The organism is Polyangiaceae bacterium (genome assembly GCA_020633235.1).
GTDB lineage: Bacteria > Myxococcota_A > Polyangia > Polyangiales > Polyangiaceae > JACKEA01.
This window is the reverse complement of the sequence record JACKEA010000001.1, coordinates 1,693,630-1,715,831: the sequence shown is the minus strand read 5'-3', so window position 1 is coordinate 1,715,831 and position 22,202 is coordinate 1,693,630. Positions and strand designations below refer to the sequence as shown.

Here is a 22,202-nt window from a genome sequence, read left to right as displayed (position 1 = left end):
ACCGTTGCCACGTGTCGAAAAAACGCGGTGGCCCGTTGACGCTCGCTTCACGGGACTTGCCAAGAGGCCGCGTTCACAGGATATGGGCCGAGGTGCTTGCTAACGTCGGGCTGCTCGTGTTGGGGGTCGTCGCGCTGTATTTCGGCGCGGAGTGGCTCGTCCGTGGTGCGGCAGGCCTGGCCCGCATGCTGGGGGTGAGCCCGCTGGTCGTGGGGCTCACGGTGGTGAGCTACGGCACCAGCGCTCCGGAGCTGGCGGTGAGCACCGTGGCGGCGCTCGACGGCAAGAGCGACATCGCCCTGGGCAACGTGGTCGGCTCCAACATCGCCAACATCGGTCTCATCCTCGGCATCACCGCGCTCATCGCACCGCCCCTGGTGCAAGGCTCGCTGCTTCGTCGCGAGCTGCCGGTGCTGCTCTTGGCCACCGCCGCCATCCCGGTGTTCCTGATGGGTGGAGAGATCCATCGCTGGGAAGGCATCCTGCTCGTGCTCGGCGCCCTCCTGTTCACGATTGCCACCTTGAAGTGGTCCGGACGCGCGAGCCCGGAATCCGAAGAGCTCCCGGACGTTCCGGAAGCAGGCGGCAGCAAAATAGGCCTGGCGCTGCTCTCGCTCTTGGGCCTCGGCGTGCTGCTCGTCGGCGGCAAGGTGTTCGTCACCGGCGCGGTCGGAATGGCGCTTCAGCTCGGCATGTCGGAGCGTGTGGTGGGCCTCACGGTGGTGGCCGTCGGCACCTCGCTTCCAGAGCTGGCAGCGTCCTTGGTCGCCGCCATGCGCGGGCACTCGGAGATCGCCGTCGGCAACGTGGTGGGCTCGAACATCTTCAACGTGCTTCTGATCCTGGGAACGGCGAGCGCGCTTCGTCCCATCACCGGCGACCTCTCCGCCATGCGGCTGGACCTCGCGGTGGTGGGTCTGCTCACGGTGCTGTGCGTGATCAGCATGCGGGCCCAACGCCGCATTCCGCGCTGGGAGGGCGGGGTGTTTCTGGCGATCTACGTGAGCTTCCTGGCCCTGCTGGTGGCGGGCGTGGGCTGACGCGTGAAAAATGCTCCCATTCGTGTAAGAAACTCCTTCGTCGTCCGTCCATTGGAGGGAGCGCGCGCCATGATGAACCCCCTGTCTCGAGTGCGAAGCCTCGGACTTTTGCTGGCTTTCGGTCTGACCGCGAGCGGCTGCGAAACGTCCTCCAGCTCCCAGCCCCGCTACCCTCAGCAACAGCAACCGCCCCCGGGTTACTACGCGGGCGGTCAGCAGGGCTACCCGCAGCAGGGCTACCCGCCCCAGCAGGGCTATCCGCCTCAGGGGCAGCCGTACCCCCCGCAAACTGCACCGCAGCCCACGGCGGCGCCCACCACTACCGCGCCGCTCCCGCCCGTCGCCTACGATCCGATCAACGCCACCGACATCAACTTCCTGCGCGGGCGCGCCCAGGCGGACATCCAGGAGCTGATCGGAGCGCTCGACAGCCAGAAGCAATCTCGCGTCGCCGGCATCCCGCTGGTGGTGGACGACCGTCCGGGGGAGGTCAACGCGTTTGCCTCCTGCACCAAGGACGGCAAGAAGATGATGGCCATCACCGATGGCCTCTTGAACATCGAAGCGCATCTCGCTCGCGCCAAGGCCACGGACGAGATCTTCGGCGGCAACAAGACCGATCAGTACATCCAGTTCCTCGCCAAGTACCAGAAGCCCGGCGCGCCCATCGTGGAGCCCGCCGCCGGCTTCTTCAATCCGACGCAGGACACGGACGGTCGCAAGGTCGCCCGTCAGCACGAGATCTTGGACGAGCAGATCGCGTTCGTGCTCGGGCACGAGCTCGCGCATCACTACCTCGGGCATCTCCCCTGCACCGCTACCGGCGTGGGCGTCACGGCGTCCGAGGTGAACGCCGTGCTCTCCAGCGTGGTTCCGGTCTTCAATCAGCCCAACGAACTGGCGGCCGACGTGAACGGCACCTACAACGTCCTCAACGCTGGCAAGAAGCGCCCGGGTTACCACTGGACGGAAGGCGGCGGCCTGCTGACCATGCGGTTCTTCGCCGGGCTGGATCAGTTCTCTCCGGTGGACGTGCTGTTCGGATTCGAGCGCTCCCATCCGCCGCCGCAGATCCGCACACCGGTGATCCAGCAGGCGGCCTCGCAGTGGCGCTCGAGCGGCGGCAATCCGTTCACGATCCCCCTTCCGGGATTCGGGCTCTGAGGCGAAACTCTCCCGGTCCCTGACCGACCGGGCTCGCCATGAGCGAAAAGACCGAGGAACCCACCCCAAGAAAGCTGAAGAAGGCCCGAGAAGACGGCGACAGTCCCGTCTCCTCCGCCTTGATCCAGGGGTTTGGTTTCTTGGTCGCGGTCGCCTTGGCCCCAGCCGCGGTCACCGCTCTTGCCGCCCGCGCCAGCGAGCTGATCGTGGCGGCCATCCAGGATCCCCATCGCGCGTTCTCGCCCTGGTCTTTGACCAAGGACGTGCTCACCCTCTCGCTGCCGTTGGTGGCGGCCGCAGCCTTGGCAGCCGCGGCCGTGGGCTTCGTGCAGACCGGCGGCATCGTCGCCTTCAAGAAGGTGAGCCCGGATCTGTCGCGGGCCAATCCCGTCAACGGCATCAAGAATCTGTTCGGCTGGCAGCGCTTCGTGGGCATCGTCCGCGCCCTGGTCGCTGCCCTGGTCGTCGGCTACCTGGCGGTGGACCTGTTGCTCGATCACGGAGCGGACCTGGCCTACTCCACCGGCACCCTCACCGCAGCCGGAGTCGTCGCCGGCGCCCTCACCCGGAAGCTCGCGTGGATCGCCGCGTTGGTCGGCCTGTCGCTGGGCGCGCTGGACGTGTTCGTCACCCGTTACGCCTGGATGCGTCGACATCGCATGAGCAAGGACGAGGTCAAACGGGAGTACAAGGAGTCCGAAGGCGATCCGGAGATGAAGGCCGCACGTAAGCGCGCCCATCAAGAGATGCTCTCCGGCGCCACCATCAACGCCGTCAAGAACGCCACTGTGGTCGTAGTGAACCCCACGCACCTGGCGATGGCGCTGCAGTATCGCGAAGACGAGGACGAAGCCCCACGGGTGATCGCCAAGGGCGAGGGGGAGCTCGCGCGCCGCATGATGGACGCGGCGCGCGCCTACGGCGTGCCGGTGGTGCGCGACGTTCCCGTGGCCCGCGCCCTTTCGGAGCTCGAGATCGGCGACGAGATCCCCGAAGCCCTGTACGAAGCCGTCGCGGAAATTCTGCGAGAAGCGTGGGCCGAGGTGGCGGAAGGCGACGCTAACCCGGCGCCGTAGCCGTCGCTACGAGCTCCCAGCGCTCGGCGGCTTCCGCCGCCGCGACCGTCTCGCAGAGCCGCGCCAAGAAGCGGGCGCAGGCGTGCTCGCCCTGGCGGTCGTCGGCTTCTCGCGCCCGGGCCAAGCTCTCCAGCGCTTCGAGCAGCGCGTCCTGCGGCCGCCCCGCCGCGGCCAGCGCCACGGAGAGCGCGAGCGCTGCGCGACTGCGATAGGCAGGCGACAGGCCCTGGGCCAGTTGCTTCGCGTCCCGCAGCTGCTCGAGGGCTTCGGTGATCTCGCCGCGGGCGAGGCTGGCCATGCCGTCGAGGCGCGCCGCGATGTGCGGCTCGCCGCCCTCCGCCCGGACCTCCGACGCCAGCTCACTGACGGCCGCGTGATCTCCATCGCGGATGGCCTGCACGAAGCGCGACGCCGTGACCGGCTCTTCGGTTCCGAACATCGGGCGCTCCGGCGCGCCGGTGATCACCACCCGGGACAGCGCGGGATCCCCCGGCGGAGGGACGTCGGATCGCTGCAGCCCCGCGCGCTCCGTGATGGCGCCGCCGAACAGACCGCGCCCCGCGATGAGCGCCGGCTCGCCCGTCTCCGTGAAGCGATCCAGCGCGTCCGCCGTCACCGCCAGCCCCGCGGCCCGCGCCGAGGCCGCGCCGCGTCGAAGCATCGGCAGCGCGCGGTCGACGTCGCCTCCCAAGAGCGAGTGCACGCCCGCTGCGACCGCGCACAGGGGCCGCGCGCGCTCGCCGATCACCGCCGCGGCGACGCGATTCTCCCGCGCACGGGTGGGCTCCGGCATGGCTTCGGCGAGCACCTGACGCACGCTGTCCATCGACAGCACCACCAGGCCGGCGTGCACCGAGAGCCAACCCGCGCGCGCCAAACCGCCCACCGCGTGGGGCGGCGGGGCTCCGCCGGTAGCCCGCATCGAAAGCTCCGTCACCGCATCCATGGGCACCTCACCGCCCAAGACCGCGATGGCCGCGAGCACGTCCCGCTCGGCGCGATCGAGCAGCGTGAGGCGGCGCAGGATCCAGTGGCTCGGTCGCTCCGTTCGCCCGCGCCCACCGGCGCTCACCCGCGGAATCCAGGTCTCGCCGTCCTGAATCAAGAGGCCGCTCTCCAGCGCATCCGCCACGGCATGGACCACCCCGGCGGGAGAGCCGCCGCCCCGCTTGCCCCAGCGCGCCGCTTCACGCTCTCCCAAGGCGCCCCCCAAACAGGCAGCCGCCAAGCGCGCCGCGTGATGCGGCGCCAGCGGGGGAATCCGCACCGTGCTCGACTGCAAGGATGCGAAGCACGCCGCGCGCTCACCGTCCACGCTCACCCGCGAAAGCAGCGCAATGCCACCGCGCTCACAGGCGGCGGATAGCGCCTCGAGCGTGTCGCTGTCCACGCGTTCGGCGTCGTCCACCACGGCGATGCCCTCGCCTCCGAGCCATCCTCCGAGCAGCGCCTCACTGGAATCGAGATCCAGCCCCTCGCCATCCAGCAAGCTGTCGAGGGTGGCCGTCAGCTCCGGCGGGAGGATCTCCGATGCGTCTACGATCGCCTCGCGAGCGCGGGTGAACGCGTGGCGCAGCGCGCCCAACGGCTCTCCCACGCTGGGGCGGATCCACAGCTGTGGCCGCTGCGCGTGGCGCCCCGCAATCTCTTCGAGAGCGCGGCTACCTCCCCCGCCCTTGGGCGCCGCGACGTAGGTGAGCGTTCTCGGCGCGAGCTCCGCCACCAGCGGCGGCCCCACCCATTCCGGCCGCAGCAACGACGCCGGATGCGGCAGATGCCGCGGGCGGAGTGGGCTTCTGAGATCCAAGCGCAGGCCGCGCACTCGCTCGCGCCCCAACATCCCGAGCCGCGAGCCGCGAGTGAGCAGCTCCTGACTGCGGACTGCGGACAGCGCCGGGTCCACCAGCACCTCGCCTTTGCGCGCGATGCGCGCCAGCGCCATGGCGCGGGCGAGCCCCCGCCCGAAGCCCAACGCCACGCGGGGTCCTGCGTCCACCACGCTCTCCATCTCGCCCTCGGCAACCCCCGCCGACGCGCCGCCCACGGGCCCGTGCGCATCCGCTCCGAGCACCAGCTCGACCACGTCTTCGAGCGAGTCCACGGCGAAGTCGAAAGCGACGGAACCGGCGTGCCACGCCACGATCCGCCCCCCGAGAGCCTCGGCGCGTGCCGAAAGCGCCTCGAGGGCATCTCGAGCTTCTGGAGAATCTCCCCGCGCCAGTACTCCGCGCCACCGAAAGCAGACCACCACGCGCGCGAGCCCGTCGCCAAGATCCCCCGAGGGAGGCGGAGTGGAAGCGGTCAACTTCCGATGCGAACCTTCTTCTTCAGCGCCGCCAGCTCGTCGTCGATCTCACTGCCGCCCTTGCCAGCGGGCTCCCCCTTGGAGTCGCCGTACTCGAGGCTGCGGAACTTCGCCTCGACCTCGTCGCGCGACATGCCGCCGGGGCCGCGACCGCCGCCGAGGGCCTCTTCGACCTCGCGCTGAGCCTGCACCGCGGTCTCCACACCCTCGATCTGATCCTCCATGCGGCGGAACTCCTGAAACGCCGTGGGTCCCGCTCCGCTGGCGCCGAGAGCTTCCGTGCCGCCACCGGCCTTGGCCTGCTTGGCCTTGGTGATGATGGTGCTCTTCTTGGCTTGCAGCTCTTCGAGCTTGGCCTCCATGCGCTCGAGCTCTGCCTTCATCTCCAGCGCCGCGCTGCGCTGCTCGCCCCGCAAGGCTTCCGCCCGGTCCCGCTCTTCCGTGAGCCGCCGCTTCTGCAGCAGCGCCTCCCGCGCGAGGTCGTCGTCATCGTGTTTGACGGCCAGCTCGGCGCGCTTCGACCACTTCTCCACTTCGGTATCGAGCTCTTCCACCTTCTTGCGCAGCTGTTTCTCGGCGGCCACGGAGCGGACCACTTCTTGGCGCGCCGCCTTCAGCTGTGCGCGCATCTCGTCCAGCGTGAGCTCGATGCTCTTCTTCGGGTCCTCGGCCTTGTCGAGCAGGGAGTTGAAGTTGCTCGAAATGACCCGGCCCATGCGATCGAAGATGCCCATGGCCGAACTGTGCCATGCCCCCGGGCGCCTCGGCCAACCGATTTTCGCACAGCCCCGGCGCTCCCGCTCCGCTGCCAATGCCTTGGTTTTGTTGTCGGTCCGCCGCGGCCACGACCCGCAGCGCCGGCGCGTCGAAATCGACACCATCTCCCGGTTCTGCTCTAAGCTCTCGTGCTCATGACACGACGGCAGCTCCGCGAGGGTGACCGCGCTCCGGATTTCACGTTGCGTGCACACACCGGGAGCGACTGGAGCCTGAAGAGCGCCCTCGAGCGCGGGCCCGTGGTGTTGTTCTTCTATCCCAAGGACGACACGCCGGTGTGTATCGCCGAAGCCTGCAATTTCCGCGACCAACACGCGCTGTTCACCGGCAGGGGGGCGGAGGTCGTGGGCGTGAGCCGGGACTCGGTGGAGTCCCACCAGAGCTTCGCCGGTCGCTACGATCTGCCGTTCACGTTGCTCACGGACGCGGATGGCGCCGTGCGGGAGGCATTTGGCGTGAAGAAGACCCTGGGCTTCTTCGACGGTCGAGTCACCTTCGTCATCGATGGCGAGGGCGTGATCCGCCACGCCTTCTCCAGCGCACTGAACGCGAGCGCCCACGTGGACGGCGCAATTCAGACATTGGCACGGCTTTCACGTTAACGATTCACCGTGTGGATGGCGTGGCCCAATGAGTGGGCGCTCGCCTCCATCAATGCTTCACCCAGCGTCGGGTGCGGATGCACCGTCATGGCCATGTCTTCCGCCGTCGCCACCATCTCCAGAGCGAGGGCCGCCTCGCTGATGAGATCGCTGGCCGACGGCCCCGCGATGTGAATGCCCACGATGCGCTTGCTCTGCGTGTCGGTCAGCACCTTCACGAAGCCGTCGGTCTCGCGAATGCTCATGGCGCGACCCAGCGCCGCGAAGGGGAACTTCCCCACCTTCACCTCGATGCCCTCGGCCTTCGCTTGCGCTTCGGTCAGCCCCACCGTGGCGATCTCGGGGTCCGTGAAGACGATGCCCGGGATCGTGGCCCAGTCCTTGGCAGCGGGCTTGCCGGCGATGACCTCGGCGCAAACCTCGCCCTCTTTGCTGGCCTTGTGCGCCAACATCGGCGCACCGCTCACGTCGCCGATGGCGAAGATGCCGGGCACGCTCGTGCCGCAGCGCTCGTCCGTCTTGATGAAACCGCGCTGGTCGATCTCCACCCCGAGCTGTTCCAGACCGATGCCCCGTGCGCGGGGCTTCATTCCCACGGCCACGAGCACGACGTCGCACTCCACGCGCTTCGTCTCTCCGCCCACGCTCACCCGGACGACCAGGGAGTTTGCGCCCTTCTCCACGCCCTCGGCCTTGGCTCCCTTCAGGATCTCCGCTCCCCGCTTCTTCAGGTTGCGCTCGACGACCTTGACGCAGTCCGGATCGATGCCGGGCAAGAGCGAGTCCGTCAGCTCCACCACCGTGAGCTCGCTGCCAAAGGCCTGGTACACCATGCCCAGCTCCAGACCGATCACGCCGCCGCCCACCACCAGGAGCCGCCGCGGGACCTCCGGCAGGCTCACCGCCTCGCGGGCGCCGATGATCCGCTGGCCGTCGAACTCGAAGCCGGGGATCTGAATGGTGGCGGAGCCGGTGGCGACGACGATGCCCTTCTCGGCCGTGAGCCGCTTCGTCTCCCCCGCCTTGGTCTTCACCTCCACCGTGTGCGCGTCGATCACCGTGCCGCGCCCTTCGATGGCCTTGGCGCCGTTGCCACGCAGCAGCGTACGGACACCGCCGGTGAGCTTCTTGACGATGCCGTCCTTCCACGCCTGCATCTTGCCGACGTCGAGATCCACCTTGCCGAAGCTCAAACCCTGAGCGTCGCCCTTCTGCGCCTTCTCGTAGAGGTGCGCGGTGCTGATCAAGGCCTTGGACGGGATGCAGCCCCAGTTCAAGCAGACGCCGCCGTACTCCTCTTCTTCGACGCACGCGACCTTCAGACCGAGCTGACCGAGGCGAATCGCACACACGTACCCGCCGGGGCCGCCGCCCAGCACGATGGCATCGAACTCCGAGTCACTCATGCGGAGCGTGTAACGCGGACGCCCACGCTCCACAAGCTCCTGCTCGCGTCAATGCGACGGAGCCTTGGGCGACCGGCGAAGCTCGTCCCGCTCCTCGGCCAGGTGCCAGGGGAGCGACGCGTACACGTCCTCGAACAGGGAGTCGCGAGAGGGCGGCGGCGCCGCTTCGACTTCTGCGATGGCACGACTGATCTCGTCGCCGAGCTCCGCATCGATGCTCTCCACCTGACCGGCCGAGAGCAGCCCTCGCCCCTGCAGATAGGTCTCGAGCCGCTGAACGGGATCCTTCTCCGCCCAGCGGCGCACCTCTTCTTCGCTGCGGTAGCGCGTCGGATCGTCGCTGGTGGAGTGGGCGCCCATGCGATAGGTGACGCACTCCACGAAGGTGGGGCCGCCGCCGCTCCGCGCGCGGTCGACCGCATCCTTGATCACGCGGTAGCAGCCGAGCACGTCGTTGCCATCGACCCGGACGCCCGGCATGCCGTAGGCGCGGGCCTTGACCGCGATCGTTTGCGACGCCGTCTGGCGTGCCGTGGGGATGCTGATCGACCAGCCGTTGTTCTGACACACGAGCACGCTCGGCGTCTTGAACACGGCGGCGAAGTTCATGGCGTTGTGAAAGTCCGGCTGACTGGTGGCGCCGTCCCCCATGAAGCCAACGGTGACCACGTCGTCTCCGCGCTGCTTCGCGGCCCACGCCGCACCCACGGCCTGCGGGATCTGCGGACCGATGCAGCTCGACCACGACACCTGGTTCACCTCGCGGGCGGCCATGTGACTCGGCATGTTGCGGCCCTTCAGCACGTCCATGTCGTTGCCGAACACCTGCGCCAGATACTTGCTGAGCGGAAAGCCGCGCACCAACATGATTGCGCTCTCGCGGAGCGCGGGGAAAATCCAGTCGCGCTTTTCCGTGGCGAAAGCCGTGGCGATGGGCGGGGCTTCCTGCCCCGTGCAGGTGCCGTAGAAACCGACACGGCCCTGTCGCTGCAGCGCTACCATGCGTGCCTCCATCACGCGAAGCCGCCGCATCTCGCGAAACATGTGGAGCAGCATGTCGTCGGGTAGGTTCGGATCCAGCGCGGGGTTCGGCCGGCCACTTTCATCCACCACCTGGAACAGGCCGAGGTCACTGGCTTCGGAGGGCATCGTCTGCGACCTAGCGGTGCGATTCGGATGCCGCAAGGCCCTTGTCGACCAGGGCCAGAGCTTCCCGAACGGCATCTGGATCCGCCCGCGAGGTGTCCTTTGCCATCGCGGCGAGCGTCTCCTTTGCTTCGCTCAGGTGGGCGCGCCCGGCGGCCACGACCGCCAGCGTTCTCGCGTCCCGCGTCCAAGCCGAGAGTCCCTTCAAGATGGCCTCCTTGGCGCGCGGGTGCCCGAGCCGGGCCAGGGCGATGCGCGCGTGCCACGCAAAAGGGTCGCGAGAAACGCCGAAGACGCCGAAGGCTCGACGCTCCAGCGCCGGTCGGGCCTTCTTCAACCCCAGCTCGGCACTGAGCTCGATGGCCGCCTGCTCGTCCTCCGGGGACAGCTGGCCGCGGGGCGCGGACAAGGCGGATACCATCACCTTCCCGCCGTCGCGGTGACCAAGCCGGGCCAGGAAGATCGCTGCGGCCAGACGAACCGACAGCTCCTCGTCGTCGAGCGCTCGTTTCGCGGCGGGCACCACCGTGTGCAGCTCACGCTCCTCCGCCAGCCGCAGCGCCATGGCACGAACCAGGGGATCGGGATCTCCGACCTTGTCTCCGATCGCGCTCGCTGCTCCATCTCCGAGCAAGCGGTGCGCCGCGATCAGCGCCTGAAACCGAATTGCTGGCGCGTCGTCCCCAAGGGCTCCGGCGACCGCGTCCCGGGCGCGGGGGCTCTCGGCGCCGAGCTCGCCGAGCGCGACCCAAGCCATCTGACGCACCTCCAGGTGCGCGTCCTCCAGGGCATCGAGCAGCGACTCCACGCCCTCGGACCCTTCCGCATCTGCGAGCGCCAGGGCGGCCTCGGCCCGCACCGTCGCCGCTTCGTCCTTCGCGAGCACGCGACACAGCGCGTCGAGGGCCTCCGCTCGCGCCTCGGGGTCCGCCGCCAACCGCGCCAAGTCCCGCACCGCCGACAGGCGCACGCTCTGTTTTTCATGGCGCGCATCCGCCAGAGCGGCCTGCAGATGACGGGGAAGCGGCGCGAGTCCGAACACGGGCGGCGGAGCCTAGCACCGGCCGTGCCAGCGCCGTAGATTACCGCCCCCGGTGCCTCCCAGCGGTGACGACGACGATGTCCGCGCCTACGCCCGACGCAGCGTCGTGCGCGCCGTGGTGGTGTTGGTGCTGCTGCTCGTGGCCGTGGGAGTCCTTGGCCGCTGGTACGCCCCGCAGCTCTTGGCCGCCACGGGTTGGGTGTACGCCCATGTCGGTTTCGGTGGCTTGCTGTTCATCCTGTTCTTGAGCGACGCCGTCATCACGCCCATCCCGCCGGACGCTATCCTGCTGGTGATCAGCAAGAGCGAGCTCGCCGCCCAGTGGCCTGCCATCATCCTGCTGATCGGCGTGCAGAGCGCCGTAGCGGGCTGCGTGGCCTGGACCTTCGGCAAGAAGCTCGGGCACCTGCGCGTCGTGCAGCTGGTGTTCGGCCGCTTCCGTAGCAAGAACGAGGCCTTGGTGCGCCGCTATGGTCGCTGGGCGGTGGCCCTGGGAGCGATGACCCCCATCCCGTTCAGCGTCACCTGCTGGATCGCCGGGATGTTCGGAATGCGATTCAAGGATTTCGCCCCAGTGACGCTCTTACGCGTGCCACGCTTTTTCATCTACTACGTGGCCATCGCGTTCGCCGACGACGTGATGCGAGTCATTCTCTAGCTGTCGCTGACGTGTTACCTTTGTGAGTTGATTTGTCGACGTTCTGGCTGAAGTACCGAGGGGCGCTGATCCCTCTACGCCGCGAAGAGACGATCGTGGGCCGGAGCCCCTACTGCAGCATCGTCGTCGACAGCACGCAGGCCTCCCGCCAGCACTGCGCCCTCCGGCTATCGGGGCGCGAGGTGACGGTCACGGACCTGTCGAGCACCAACGGGACACGCGTGAACGGTGAGCGCCTGACCGAGCCTCGGTCGCTGATGTCGGGCGACGTCATCGCCATCGGCCACGAGGTGCTCACCGTCGTCGTGGCCGACGGGCAGAAGGAACGCTCGGGCCGGGTCACCGAGACTCGCGCGTCCGGCGACTTCGAGGAGACCTCCACGGACGCCGCCTTTGCCGCGTTGGATCTGATCACGGCATTGGTCGACACCACCACCTCCCCGCCGGAGGCTCGAGCCCAAGCCATGGGAGCGTCCATCGAGGCGCTGCTCCAGCGACTGAAGTTGATGGGCGGTCACTTGGCGGACAACGACGCCAAGCGCATGACCTGGGCCGTGACCCAGGCCGCGAGCTGGTTCGGCGGCGCCAAGGACGCTTGGCGCGACGATCTCGTCGCCCGCATCCAGGGAGCAAAGCGATGAACGTGTTGGTGGTTTCGAAGGACGTCGAGGCCGCCGAGTCACTGCGTGGTGCGCTCGAGCGCGCGGGACAAGCGGTCCACTGGTCCCTCGACGGCCAGGATGCCGCGCGCTGCATCTCGGATTCCTCGGAGCTCTTGGTGGTCGTGAGCGAGTCCGAGGAAGCCACCCATTCCTCGTGGATCGCCGGGCTCCTGACCCGCCAGCCCTGGACTCGCCTCCACGTGCTCACCGACGCGGACGACGAGAGCGAATCGTCGGCGATCATTCGCAAGCCCTTCGACGCCGCCGAGGTCGCGGATCTGTTGGTGCGGGAGCAGGAGATCGCCCGAGGCGAGCGGGATCGCTTCGGCCTGACGCGGGAGCTCGAGCACGAAAAACGCCTCGGCGAGGTCGGCCGCCTGGCGGCGACCATGGCCCACGAGATCAATAACCCCCTGAGCGTCGTCGCCGCCGCGGTGGCGCCGATCTTGGAAGCCGCGCAGCGCCTGGGAGATACCGAGCTCGCCGAGGTGGCGCGCGACGTGGAGCTGTCCGTGGAGCGCATTCGCGGCTTCGTCGAGCACGTGTCGGGGTTCACGCGACGCGGTCATCCCGAGCTCCACGATGCCTCGCTGCTCGGTACCGTGGAGGTGGCGCTCCGGCTGGTGAAGCCGCGAGCGCGGGATCGCGGAGTCACCATCGAGCTGGAACCGGACGAAGAGGTGCACGCGCCTCACGACGCACCGCGGCTGTCCCAAGCGGTGCTGAACTTGCTGTCCAACGCCGTGGACGCCGCCTCCGATGGTGGGCGAGCGGTGACGATGCGCCTATCGACGGAAGAGCGGGAGGTCGTGATCATCGTCGACGACACGGGCCCCGGCGTCGACCCCGCCATCGCGCCGCGACTCTTCGAGCCCTTCGCCACCACCAAGCCGGTCGGCCGCGGCACCGGGCTCGGTCTCAGCATCACTCAGCAGATCGTGAGGGATCACGGCGGGCGCGTGCAGCTGATGCCCCGCGCCGCCGGCGGCACCCGGGCGGAGATCCGCCTCCCGGGCTTCTCGGCCAAAGAGCACACCGTGCTCATCGTGGAAGACGACCGCTCCGTACGGCGCGCCCTCGCTGCGGACCTGCGCCGGGGCGGCTTCACCACGGTGTCCCTGAGCTCGGTGCGCGAGGCGCGCGCATGGCTTTCGGACCACTGCTGTTCCGCGATCGTCAGCGATCGCTCTTTGGGCGACGGCACCAGCGAGGACGTGCTCGGCTTCGCCGCGGAGCGATGCCCCAAGGCGGGACGCTTGTTGCTCACGGCCGCGGTCGACGCGCGCGATCGCTTCGCGGACCGCCGGCTGGAAAAGCCGTGGGATCGCAAGCGACTGCTCTCCACCGTTTGCGACCTGTGTCTCATCGAGCGGACGTGACGCGACGGGCTCGCGGCGTACCGACATGAGAACGAAGATCTTGGGCTCTCCTCACACATTCTCGGCTGTCTGTCCTTCATGACGGCGGGCACAGAGGGCCTTGCCACTAGCCTTGGCCAGGGGTTTTCTGATCCGACGCGGAACAGGACCGAAGCGTTCCTCCTGGTCGGCACATTCGCTGGTGCGCTGTTGAAGGCTGCTGAGCTCAGCGCGGCGTGAGTATGCGCAGGGCCTCGCGAATTAACCCCAGTGCTCACCTGGGTCGGTCCTCTCTCGCAAAGCGGCGGCTCAACGACGATCTTTTTGTCGGGTGGCTTGTCGATTCGGCGCGGAATCAGCCCGCCGATCGCGGAACGAGCAGCGCCAGGGCGCGCCGAAGCAGCTCTTGTAGAGAGAGGGTGCGCGCTTCTCGAGCGAGCGTTTCCGTCGCCTTCTTGGCTTCGGCCTTCTTGAAGCCTTGGCTCGTGAGCGCCAGGAGGAGCTTGTCTTGCTTCTCCCGCGCCTCGGCGTCCTCAGCCTCTGAACGCCTTCGCTGACGAAGGCGAATCTTCTCTTCGACGTACTCGCGACCGAAGGTCTTCTTGGCCGCATTCAAATTGTGGCTGGCGCAGTACAGCCGACCATTGGAGGATCCATCGCCACCACCGATGCCGGTGGCTTCGATGTGGTCGTACTGCAGAAACGCCGTCGCCGTGCAGCGCACCCCGGACTCCGACACGAAGCAGCACTGGGCACCGTCGCGCTCGTACACCTCGCGCCGGGCTGCACGGCCGGGCTCGCCCGGCTTCGTTCCGCGGGAGCGGCGCGGCTTGTCCGTAACGCCCCAGCGCTTCTTCTCCAGCTCGCGGATCAGCGCGTCGAGCGCCCGCTCGACCACGACCTCCAGCTCCCGGCTCACGTGGTTCATCAGATTCTGGGCGTGCTCGAGCTTTGCTTTCAGGCTCTCGCCGGCGCTGAAATGCACCTCGAATCGCCCTTCCGAGAGCGGTTGCACGTCGGCCCGCGCCCCCTTGCCTGCTCTGGGCTCGACCCGGTCCGGGACATCCGGCTTCGGGAACCAGCGCGCGAGCACGACGCGAATCCCCGCGCTGGTCTTGCCGGCGGCTTCTTCCAACAGCGCAGCGTGGTTTTCCTCCGTGAGCCGCGGAGCCAAGAGCGAAAGCCCGGAAAGGTGCAGATCTCCGCTAGCGAGCAGCGTGAGCACCACCGGAAACGAGAGCGCTGCCCGCGCCCCGGCGATGCTCCGATACGCCGTACCCTCACTCATCCCCAGGCCGCGCACGCAGAAGTCGTACATGGAGGAGTAGGCTTGAATTACGTGTCCAGACCGACAGCGCCCCGCGCCTGTGCTCATTCGATGCCAGTCGGCGCCGGCCCCGCCGGCATTCTCGGTGGGGCTGCGCCCCACACCCCGCACGGGGGCCCAACCCCGTGCCGCGACCATTCCAACCGGTTGCCTCCTCCAACACCACGTCGGTCGATTTCAGCGAGATGCGCGACCAAGTGCGCAGTCGCTCTGCGACGACCGGCGTTGGCAACGACCGCGCTGGACCAGAGATCGCGATTGGAGAGGTCTTGAAGTGCGGAGAGCGCAGTGCGTTCGGTGGCAGACAGCTCTACGGAAATGGCTTTGGATGATGACATGACAAACCCCCGTGGTTTCCTTCCGGCATACCACGGGAAATTTCGCCTTCTTCAGCGCCCCCTGGCTGCGCTTTCGAGCGCGCGAACACTTCGAAGATCGATTTCGTTTCGAACACATGCGCTGTGCAGGCGCTGTGCGAAGCAGATCGGCGAAATGAGAGCGCGGAGCGTCCGCAAGCTCGTCAACATAATTCGCTTTCGCGGTGTCGATTTCTGTCGTCCGTTCGCGCTCGTCTCGTGTTGCGCTCTTCCGGTCGCTTGGCTCACAAGGCCGCGCGCGCCCGCCCTCGAAGGGACGCGCGGCAACGGCGGCGCGACCGTCAGTCGTTCTCTCCAGAGTGGCGTCTGTTGTGGTCAACCCAGGTGAACAGTGGGTCTATATTCGACTTCGGGTTGCGATTTTCTTCGGGGAGCTCACGCCAGCGCTGCCCGCGTTCCATTCGCTGGTGCGCTGGCGAAGGTCCCGAACGGCGACGACCTCTCCTGAACCCTTTCTGCGTCGTTCGTCAAAGAAGCATCGTGCTCAATTGCGAAGCTCGACAGTCCTCTGCGCCCGGACTTTTTGCCGATAGGAGGCAAGCGCACCAACTCCCTCTCCCACGAAGATGTGAGGAGAGCTCATCTTGTTGGTCCGGCGCGATGCCCGTCGCTGAGCGCCGGTGCGGAAATCGACGGCCCTAACTGACGTGGACCCAGCGTCTCAGTCCCTCGCTGGCGAGCTGTAGCGAGCCGCTGACCAGCGCGACGGTCACGGCGCCCACGGCCAGGACGTGAGGCGCGCGAAGCATGCCGAGGGTGCCCTGCTCGAGCAGCGCGCCCAGGCTCACACCGTCCGGAGGTCCCAGGCCGACGAAGCCGAGGGCGGTTTCTCCGAGCACCACGCCGGCCGCAGCGGTGCCCACCTGCACCGCCACGGGACCGAGCAGATTCGGCAGCACGTGCAGGAAGATGATGCGACGCCGATCGGCGCCCAGCGCGCGCGCGGCTTCCACGAACTGCGAGTCCGAGAGCGTGCGCGCTTGCGCCGCGGCGATGCGAGCGAAGGGCGCCCACACGGTGACGGCGAACACCAAGCCGATGTGCAGCCGCGAGGGAACCTTCACCGCGCTCAGCACCGCCAGAGCCAGGAGGAACGTGGGGAACGACTGCACCAGATCGCAGGCGCGCAGGGTCCAGCGCTCGAAGCGCCCGCCGGAAAGCCCCGCGGCGCCCCCGAGGGGCGTGCCCACCAGAAAGCCGAAGCACGACACCGAGAACGCCAAGAGCAGCGCCCGCAGCGTGGCGTGCATGCCCAGGGCCAGCAGATCCACGCCGGCGTCGCCGCTGCCCAATGGCCGAGCGCTCGAAGGTGCGGCCCACGACAGATCCAGCGTCAGCCTCGATGGCGAGCGATCCGACAGCAGCACGAAGCCGAGCGCCGTGAGCGCCACCACGATGGCGGGGACGAGCGCGGCCAGCGCGCGGCGTCGGCGCTCCCGCTGGGTCATGTCTCCTGCCCTCGGGGGTCGATGCTGGCGTGGAGCGCGGCTGCGGCCGCCTGCGCCAGCACGAACAGGAGCCCAGCGGCTATCACGCTGGCTTCGAGCACGGGGATGTCGCGAGCGGCGTAGGCGTTGAGCATCAAGGTGCCGAGCCCCGGGCGCTCGAACAGGCGCTCCAGCACGACGGCGCCGCCCAGCAACGCACCGAGCTGCGTGGCGATCACCACCGCGATGGGAGCGGACGCCGCGGGCAGCGCGTGCAGCACCCACACGCGCACGCTGGAAGCGCCCTTGGCCGTTGCCACGTCCAGGAACTTTGCGCGGGATTGATCGAGCAGCGCCGCGCGGCTGATGCGACCGACCTGCGCGGCGAGGGGCAAGGCCAAGAGCCCCGACGCGAACAAGAGCCCGCCGACGCCGCTCTCGGGATCCCCCGGCAGCGGCACCAGACGAAGCTCCACCGCGACGACGAACGTGAGGATGGGGGCGAAGGCGAGCAGCGGCGTGGCGGCCACCGCCAGGATCCCGCGGTGGGCCCACTCGCGCCGGCGGCCGAGCCAAGGACCGACGGACAGGAGCGCCGCGAAGATCCCCAGGAGGGCGCCGAAGCCCACCGCCACCGACGCCATCGCCGCCGTGGGGCCCAGCGCACGCCCCACTTCCTCGAAGGCCTTGGTACCCGGACGCGCCAGGGAGTCGCCCAGGTCGAGGGTGAAAAGGCCCCGCAAGAAGTCGAGGTACTGCAGCACCAGCGAGCGGTCGAGACCGAGCCGGTGGCGCAGCACGGCGCGATCCGCGTCGGAAGACTGATCACCGAGCACCAGCGCGGCGGGATCTCCGGGCAGCACCCGGAGCGCGAGGAACACCAGCGTCGCCAGCAGCAAGAGTACGACCAGGGCGCCACCGCCGCGCACCGCCACCGCGCGAGCGATGCGCAGCGCCGCCGCGGAGAGATCCCGAAGCCGTCGCTTCATTCGGCGGCCGCGTCGCTGGGCGCGGCGTCCGTGCCCGCATCCGCGTCCGCGTCCGCCGTCGCATCACCCGCCGCGTCCGCCGCGGCATCCGTACCCGCATCCGTGGTCGTGCTGCCGGAGTCCGGCTGCCACGGCGTCCACGCGTCGAAGCCGGCGTCGGTCCCGGTGCACACCTCGGTGTTGGGATCCTCGGCCATGGGCGCACCGCTATAGGGCACGATGCACACCTTGCTGTTCCCCACGCTGCCTTCCACCACGCCAGCGCCCCAGGGGTTGTCCTTGCCCATGTCGATGCAGCGGTAGCCGCCGCGACAGTCGCTGTCTCCTTCGCAACTGCGCATGCAGAAGGTACGACGCAATCGGCCGCCACCCTGCGGGTCCTCACAGGCCAAGCTGACGCTGCTTGAGAACGCGATGCAGATGGCTTCGTCCGGACAGCTGCCCGGCTCGCAGTTGAAGATCGTGCAGTAGCCGCCCGGCTGGGTGGTGTCGCACAGGCGATCCCCGACGTTCGAGCAGTCCGTGGACACCGAGCACGAGTCCCCGATCTGCGGATTGCAGCCGGCGGCGAACAGCAGCGCTGCTGCGGCTACGGTCCAATGTAGGGAGCGATCGCGAAAGTCCATGGAAGCGCGCGGACTTTAGCGTCATCGCCGAAAAAGTCATCCGAGAACGCGCGCCGGCCGCCCGGGCGGCCTGACGCTGGCCGCCAAGCGCGCTATTCGTCCAGGGTCCGATGGCCACCTTCATCACCGACGACTGCATCAACTGTGGGGCTTGCGAGCCGGAGTGCCCCAACGAGGCCATTTCCGAGGGCGCGGAGATCTACGAGATCGACCCGGCTCGCTGCACCGAGTGCGTGGGCTATTTCGACCACGAGGCCTGTCAGGCCGTGTGTCCGGTGAAGTGCTGCCTGCCCGACCCCCGGCATCTGGAGACGGAAGACACCCTGGCCGCCCGAGCGCTGCGGCTCTACCCCCACGATCAGGAGCTCGCGGGGCGCATCCAGTCCGGCGAATTCCCGTCCCGTTTCCGCAAGTGATAGGGTCGATGCACGTGGCTCGCCGAGCTCTGTTCCTGTGTTGGGTTTCCCTTGCCGCTGGTTGCGGCGGCGGCGCTCCCTTGCTGCACCCTGCCCATCCGCTGAACGTGGAAGAGGTCACCATGGGCGCCGGCGTGAGCAATCAGTTCGTGCTCGGCGACGGACGCGATCGCATCGACGAAGCCAAGCGCGTCACCGCACAGCAGGGAGGCATCGCGCGGCCGGAGGACGAGACGCGTTTCGTCGAAGGTGCCATCGCTCAGGTCCTCACCAGCCCCGGCTTGGCGCCCTGGGTGGGGGCGCGGGCGGGGGTGGGCTTCGACAGCGACGCGGGGGTCACCTTCACTGGGCGCAGCGTGCGCTTGGATGGACGTCACGCGTGGCAAAACCGTGAGCTCGCCGTGAGTATTGGCATCGGTGGCAGCGGCCTGCTGCTGCGCGACACCACCGACGGCACCCAAAAGACGGTCCCGGGCCTGGACGCCAGCTCCGTCACGGGGTGGGGTGCGGACGTGCCCATCTTGATCGGCTGGCGCAGCTCCGCCTCCCTGTTCCAGGTGTACGGGGGCGTGCGGGGCAGCTACGAGCGCGCCTTCGGCACCGTGAAGCTCGGCATCTACGCCTCCCCCGACGACATTCGAGAGGCGGACCTGGACGCCAGCCACTGGACCGCGAGCGCGCTGGCGGGGCTGGCGGTGGGGGTTTCGCCGCTGTTCGTGATCGTGGAGCTCGGGGCCGGCTACACCCGGGGAGACGGCTCCATCGACATCCCGAGCCCCACCGGCAACAACCATCGGGTGGCGGATCTCGAGGCGTTCACCCTGGCCCCGGCCGGGGCGCTGGTCGCCCGGTTCTGAAATCTGGTTCGAGTCTCAGCGGATTGTCGACCGTTTTCCGGGGCTTACGTAAGCCAGCCGGGATTAGGGCGCTTGCCTCACCCGCGGGGCGCTCCTAACATTGGAGGCGTGAATGCTTTGCACCAGGGGCGCCTCGGCGTGTGCCTGTGCGCGGTCGGGCTGCTCGCCATGGGCTGCTCCGCCGAGCTCGAGCACTACACCACGGATGCCGACACCGGAAGCACGCACGCGCTGGTGAGCGTCGAGCGCAGCAAGACGGTGGATGGTGCAGAGCGCGCAGGTGCCGTCGCCAGCTTCGTTCGTATCCCCGCCGAGGCGGACGCGAACGCGTTGCTCGAGGTGGTCGGTCTTCGCCGCGGCCGTCCGCCCGTCGGTCAGTGTCGCAGCGCTCAGACGCGGCCGACGTCGCCTCCCCTGTCGTCCCTCGGACGCGTGGAGCTGGTGGAAGCCGGGGACGTGGTGGTCACTGCCAATGGCAGCGAAACGTCACTGGCGCCGCACGCATTCCCGACGGTCACGGATCTGGTGAGCGGCGTCGTGTACACCACGCGAGATCTGTCTTCGGATCCGCTCCCCGCCGACGAGCCGTACACGGTGCGTGCCACGGGCATCGGCGAGACCGGCGCCCTCACCATCTCGCGCCAAGCGCCGCCGGAGCTCGAAGCCGTCACCCTCGGGGGTTTGCCGCTGGCGGAGGTGTCGGACATCTCGCTGGCGGCGCCGGTGGATCTCACCTGGTCCGTCGGCGCGCCGGGTGACGTGGTCGTGGTGGAGCTCACGAGCTCGGACGGCGCCGCTCTGGCCGTGTGCAGCTTCCGGGACGACACCGGCGCGGGCACGGTTCCGGTGGGCACCTTCGATGTACCCGGCAGCGGGCGTCTGTCCCTGCACCGAGTCCGCACCAGCGAGTTTTCCGCCGGAGACGTGGATCTCGGCGAGCTGCGCTTCGACTTCGAGGTGGCGGCGAACGTGTCCTTCACGCCGTGACCCTCGAGCGGGTCGCCGAGCTCGAGCGCGCCGACCAATTGGAGGAAGCCGCCCAGTTGGCGGAGCAGCTGGGGGCGCACGCGGAAGCCTCCCGCCTCTACGAACGCGCTTGTATTTTTGTCGGGGCGGCGCGGTCAGCGCTCGCAGCGGACGAACGGGTGCGGGCTTTCGAGCTCGCGGCGCGCAGTGATGACGAGGACGTGATCCGACGCGTGGCGGAAGCGCTGCTCGGCCATGCGGACGAGGTAGCGCGGGCGGCGGCCGCCGCCCGCGCGGCCAGGCGCCCGCGGGCCGCCGGCTTGCTCCGGGAGCAAGCCGGCGACGCCGCGGGTGCCGGCGAGGATTACGAAGCCGCGGGCGCGCTGCTCGAAGCGGCGGCGTGCTTCGAGCGCGCGGACGACGCGCGCAGCGCGGCGCGCTGCCTGGAGGCAGCGCTGGCGCGCGATGCGCGCTGTCACCGCGCGCGCGTGGAGCTCGGCGCGCTGCTCGCGCGCCACGGTCGCCACCAAGCGGCGGTGCGCACGCTGCAGCAAGTTCCGAAAGATGCGCCGGAGCGGAGCGAAGCGCTGCTCTGGCTCCGACGCAGCTTGGAAGCGCTGGCCCTGTCGGAGGCCGTACGGCAAGTGGACGAAGAGCTCGCCGCGCTGGGCATCGATCCCACGGCGGACACCCGCGCGGCGCCGGTGAGCGAGCGCGCACCCGCCGTCACGCCGGAAACGATCTTGTTCGGCCGCTACGTCGTGCTGCGCGACGTCGCGCGCACTCCCACGGCGCGGGTGCTCGAGGCGCGGGATCGCATCACGGGAGAGAACGTCGCGCTGAAGATCTTCGCCGCCTCCACGCTGAAGGAGTCCGGACGCGACGCCCTGCGCCGCTTCGAGCGCGAGGCGGTGGCGCTCGGCAAGCTGCGGCACCCCGCCATCGTACCGCTCCGGGCGTTCCTCGCGGAGGGCCCCGCCGTGGTGCTGGCGTGGATGGGCGGCGGCTCGCTGGCGGACAAGCTCGCCGCCGAGCCGCTCTCCCCCGCCCGCGCCGTGGAGATCACCCAGGCCGTGCTGGGCGCGCTCTCCGCGGCGCACCGGCGCGGCATCCTGCACCGCGACATCAAACCGGCGAACGTGCTGTTCGACGAAGCGGGCGCGGCGTACCTCGCGGATTTCGGCACCGCGCACGTCAGCGACTCGGCCGCCACGGTGACGGCCGGCATCATCGGAACTCTGGCGTACATGGCGCCGGAGCAGCGCGCCGGCGAGGCCGCCAACATCGCGAGTGACATCTACGGCGCCGGCGCGCTCCTGTGGCATGCGCTCACCGGCGCGCCGCCGGGGGCCGGCCTTTCGTTCTTGTCCGACGAGCTGGGTCCGGAGCACCGCTCCATCGCGGAGCGGCTGGTCGCTCCGGAAGCGGAGCGACCAGCCGACGCCGAGGCGGCCCTGGCGCTGCTGCGCAGCGCGAGCTGGCCGCGGGCGGTGCCCGCTGCGCGGGCAACGCCCGCCCGCCCGCGTCCCGAGAAGTCCCACGACAGCGTGCGTCTCGAGCCCCTGGGTGACGAACGCTTTCGCGACGTGCTGCTCGGTCGCACCGTGCTCGTGCTCGCCGCGGACGACACCACGATGGAACGCGCGCTCGCCTTCGCACGTGCGGATCATCCGAACCTGGCCGCCGTATTGGCGCTGCACGCGGACGAACAGACGCTGTGGGTCGAAGCGCTGGACGCGACGCCGCTGTCCCGCGAGCTGTCCGACGACGAGCGCCGCGAGCTCTTCGAGGCCCTCGCGGCGCTGCACCGCGCCGGCGGCGTCCACGGCTTCGTGGGGGAGAGCTTGGTGGAGCGCGGCGGCCGCGTGATGCTGCGTTTCCCCACGCGGGCGGCGCCCAGCGCCGATGCCAACACCGACGTGAGCGACCTCGCCGCTTTCGCGCCGCCCCGACAAAACCTGTAAGTCGGGAAGAGCCTCGC

20 protein-coding genes are annotated in these 22,202 nt (G+C 69.0%); 11 read left to right on the top strand and 9 right to left on the bottom strand.

The features are described from left to right. The first annotated feature begins 92 nt into the window (after positions 1–92). From H6717_07510 to H6717_07500, 3 genes are all read left to right on the top strand, one after another. Positions 93–1,040, top strand: coding sequence for a calcium/sodium antiporter (locus H6717_07510; GenBank protein MCB9576857.1), 948 nt, complete (start codon positions 93–95; stop codon positions 1,038–1,040). A 69-nt stretch (positions 1,041–1,109) separates the two neighbouring features. Then, positions 1,110–2,204: a M48 family metalloprotease gene (locus tag H6717_07505; protein MCB9576856.1), complete on the top strand. Its 1,095-nt coding sequence runs from the start codon at positions 1,110–1,112 to the stop codon at positions 2,202–2,204. 38 nt (positions 2,205–2,242) lie between these two features. Further along, positions 2,243–3,280: an EscU/YscU/HrcU family type III secretion system export apparatus switch protein gene (locus tag H6717_07500; protein MCB9576855.1), complete on the top strand. Its 1,038-nt coding sequence runs from the start codon at positions 2,243–2,245 to the stop codon at positions 3,278–3,280. Here H6717_07500 and H6717_07495 read toward each other — a convergent pair. After that, a complete protein-coding gene (locus H6717_07495) occupies positions 3,264–5,585 on the bottom strand; it encodes a hypothetical protein (GenBank protein MCB9576854.1) in 2,322 nt (773 codons plus the stop codon). The two genes, H6717_07500 and H6717_07495, sit on opposite strands and share 17 nt — an antisense overlap. Next, a complete protein-coding gene (locus tag H6717_07490) occupies positions 5,582–6,319 on the bottom strand; it encodes a PspA/IM30 family protein (GenBank protein ID MCB9576853.1) in 738 nt (245 codons plus the stop codon). Before H6717_07490 ends, H6717_07495 begins: the two co-directional genes overlap by 4 nt. A gap of 177 nt (positions 6,320–6,496) precedes the next feature. Between H6717_07490 and H6717_07485 the strand changes: the two genes are divergently transcribed. Next, on the top strand, positions 6,497–6,964 hold the full coding sequence (locus tag H6717_07485; GenBank protein MCB9576852.1) for a peroxiredoxin: 468 nt from the start codon (positions 6,497–6,499) through the stop codon (positions 6,962–6,964). Here H6717_07485 and lpdA read toward each other — a convergent pair. The 3 genes from lpdA to H6717_07470 are packed head-to-tail and all read right to left on the bottom strand — an operon-like array spanning position 6,961 to position 10,558. Then, positions 6,961–8,370: a dihydrolipoyl dehydrogenase gene (gene lpdA, locus H6717_07480; GenBank protein MCB9576851.1), complete on the bottom strand. Its 1,410-nt coding sequence runs from the start codon at positions 8,368–8,370 to the stop codon at positions 6,961–6,963. The two genes, H6717_07485 and lpdA, sit on opposite strands and share 4 nt — an antisense overlap. A 48-nt stretch (positions 8,371–8,418) precedes the next feature. Beyond that, a complete protein-coding gene (locus H6717_07475) occupies positions 8,419–9,519 on the bottom strand; it encodes a thiamine pyrophosphate-dependent dehydrogenase E1 component subunit alpha (protein MCB9576850.1) in 1,101 nt (366 codons plus the stop codon). A gap of 10 nt (positions 9,520–9,529) precedes the next feature. Beyond that, positions 9,530–10,558, bottom strand: a complete 1,029-nt coding sequence (locus H6717_07470; GenBank protein ID MCB9576849.1) for a HEAT repeat domain-containing protein — start codon at positions 10,556–10,558, stop codon at positions 9,530–9,532. Between the two features lie 52 nt (positions 10,559–10,610). On the opposite strand from H6717_07470, the gene H6717_07465 reads away from it, so the two are divergent. Genes H6717_07465 through H6717_07455 form a run of 3 tightly spaced genes read left to right on the top strand, consistent with a single transcriptional unit; the run spans position 10,611 to position 13,257 of the window. After that, entirely contained in the window at positions 10,611–11,216 is a 606-nt protein-coding gene (locus H6717_07465; GenBank protein ID MCB9576848.1) for a VTT domain-containing protein, read from the top strand. A gap of 32 nt (positions 11,217–11,248) precedes the next feature. After that, the gene (locus H6717_07460; GenBank protein MCB9576847.1) at positions 11,249–11,857 is read left to right on the top strand and encodes an FHA domain-containing protein; all 609 of its coding nucleotides are present in this window, start codon (positions 11,249–11,251) and stop codon (positions 11,855–11,857) included. After that, entirely contained in the window at positions 11,854–13,257 is a 1,404-nt protein-coding gene (locus H6717_07455; protein ID MCB9576846.1) for a hybrid sensor histidine kinase/response regulator, read from the top strand. Before H6717_07460 ends, H6717_07455 begins: the two co-directional genes overlap by 4 nt. Before the next feature lie 334 nt (positions 13,258–13,591). Here H6717_07455 and H6717_07450 read toward each other — a convergent pair whose 3' ends face one another. From H6717_07450 to H6717_07435, 4 genes are all read right to left on the bottom strand, one after another. Continuing rightward, positions 13,592–14,554: a hypothetical protein gene (locus H6717_07450; GenBank protein ID MCB9576845.1), complete on the bottom strand. Its 963-nt coding sequence runs from the start codon at positions 14,552–14,554 to the stop codon at positions 13,592–13,594. Between the two features lie 1,024 nt (positions 14,555–15,578). After that, the gene (locus H6717_07445; protein MCB9576844.1) at positions 15,579–16,388 is read right to left on the bottom strand and encodes an ABC transporter permease; all 810 of its coding nucleotides are present in this window, start codon (positions 16,386–16,388) and stop codon (positions 15,579–15,581) included. Then, positions 16,385–17,356, bottom strand: a complete 972-nt coding sequence (locus H6717_07440) for an ABC transporter permease (GenBank protein MCB9576843.1) — start codon at positions 17,354–17,356, stop codon at positions 16,385–16,387. Before H6717_07440 ends, H6717_07445 begins: the two co-directional genes overlap by 4 nt. Beyond that, positions 17,353–17,982, bottom strand: coding sequence for a hypothetical protein (locus tag H6717_07435; GenBank protein ID MCB9576842.1), 630 nt, complete (start codon positions 17,980–17,982; stop codon positions 17,353–17,355). Before H6717_07435 ends, H6717_07440 begins: the two co-directional genes overlap by 4 nt. Before the next feature lie 110 nt (positions 17,983–18,092). Between H6717_07435 and H6717_07430 the strand changes: the two genes are divergently transcribed. The 4 genes from H6717_07430 (at position 18,093) to H6717_07415 (ending at position 22,185) form a co-directional block, all read left to right on the top strand. Beyond that, positions 18,093–18,398: a YfhL family 4Fe-4S dicluster ferredoxin gene (locus tag H6717_07430; GenBank protein MCB9576841.1), complete on the top strand. Its 306-nt coding sequence runs from the start codon at positions 18,093–18,095 to the stop codon at positions 18,396–18,398. A 14-nt stretch (positions 18,399–18,412) separates the two neighbouring features. Beyond that, the gene (locus H6717_07425) at positions 18,413–19,255 is read left to right on the top strand and encodes a hypothetical protein (protein MCB9576840.1); all 843 of its coding nucleotides are present in this window, start codon (positions 18,413–18,415) and stop codon (positions 19,253–19,255) included. Between the two features lie 108 nt (positions 19,256–19,363). Further along, positions 19,364–20,242: a hypothetical protein gene (locus tag H6717_07420; GenBank protein ID MCB9576839.1), complete on the top strand. Its 879-nt coding sequence runs from the start codon at positions 19,364–19,366 to the stop codon at positions 20,240–20,242. Then, positions 20,239–22,185, top strand: a complete 1,947-nt coding sequence (locus H6717_07415) for a protein kinase (protein MCB9576838.1) — start codon at positions 20,239–20,241, stop codon at positions 22,183–22,185. Before H6717_07420 ends, H6717_07415 begins: the two co-directional genes overlap by 4 nt. Positions 22,186–22,202 lie beyond the last annotated feature (17 nt).

What these genes read in the sequence shown, in the direction of transcription:
- H6717_07440 (MCB9576843.1), bottom strand. Translation starts at nt 17,356, where the DNA reads ATGAAGCGACGGCTTCGGGATCTCTCCGCGGCGGCGCTGCGCATCGCT.
- H6717_07485 (MCB9576852.1), top strand. Translation starts at nt 6,497, where the DNA reads ATGACACGACGGCAGCTCCGCGAGGGTGACCGCGCTCCGGATTTCACG.
- H6717_07505 (MCB9576856.1), top strand. Translation starts at nt 1,110, where the DNA reads ATGATGAACCCCCTGTCTCGAGTGCGAAGCCTCGGACTTTTGCTGGCT.
- H6717_07445 (MCB9576844.1), bottom strand. Translation starts at nt 16,388, where the DNA reads ATGACCCAGCGGGAGCGCCGACGCCGCGCGCTGGCCGCGCTCGTCCCC.
- H6717_07455 (MCB9576846.1), top strand. Translation starts at nt 11,854, where the DNA reads ATGAACGTGTTGGTGGTTTCGAAGGACGTCGAGGCCGCCGAGTCACTG.
- H6717_07430 (MCB9576841.1), top strand. Translation starts at nt 18,093, where the DNA reads ATGGCCACCTTCATCACCGACGACTGCATCAACTGTGGGGCTTGCGAG.
- H6717_07490 (MCB9576853.1), bottom strand. Translation starts at nt 6,319, where the DNA reads ATGGGCATCTTCGATCGCATGGGCCGGGTCATTTCGAGCAACTTCAAC.
- H6717_07435 (MCB9576842.1), bottom strand. Translation starts at nt 17,982, where the DNA reads ATGGACTTTCGCGATCGCTCCCTACATTGGACCGTAGCCGCAGCAGCG.
- lpdA (MCB9576851.1), bottom strand. Translation starts at nt 8,370, where the DNA reads ATGAGTGACTCGGAGTTCGATGCCATCGTGCTGGGCGGCGGCCCCGGC.
- H6717_07500 (MCB9576855.1), top strand. Translation starts at nt 2,243, where the DNA reads ATGAGCGAAAAGACCGAGGAACCCACCCCAAGAAAGCTGAAGAAGGCC.
- H6717_07450 (MCB9576845.1), bottom strand. Translation starts at nt 14,554, where the DNA reads ATGTACGACTTCTGCGTGCGCGGCCTGGGGATGAGTGAGGGTACGGCG.
- H6717_07475 (MCB9576850.1), bottom strand. Translation starts at nt 9,519, where the DNA reads ATGCCCTCCGAAGCCAGTGACCTCGGCCTGTTCCAGGTGGTGGATGAA.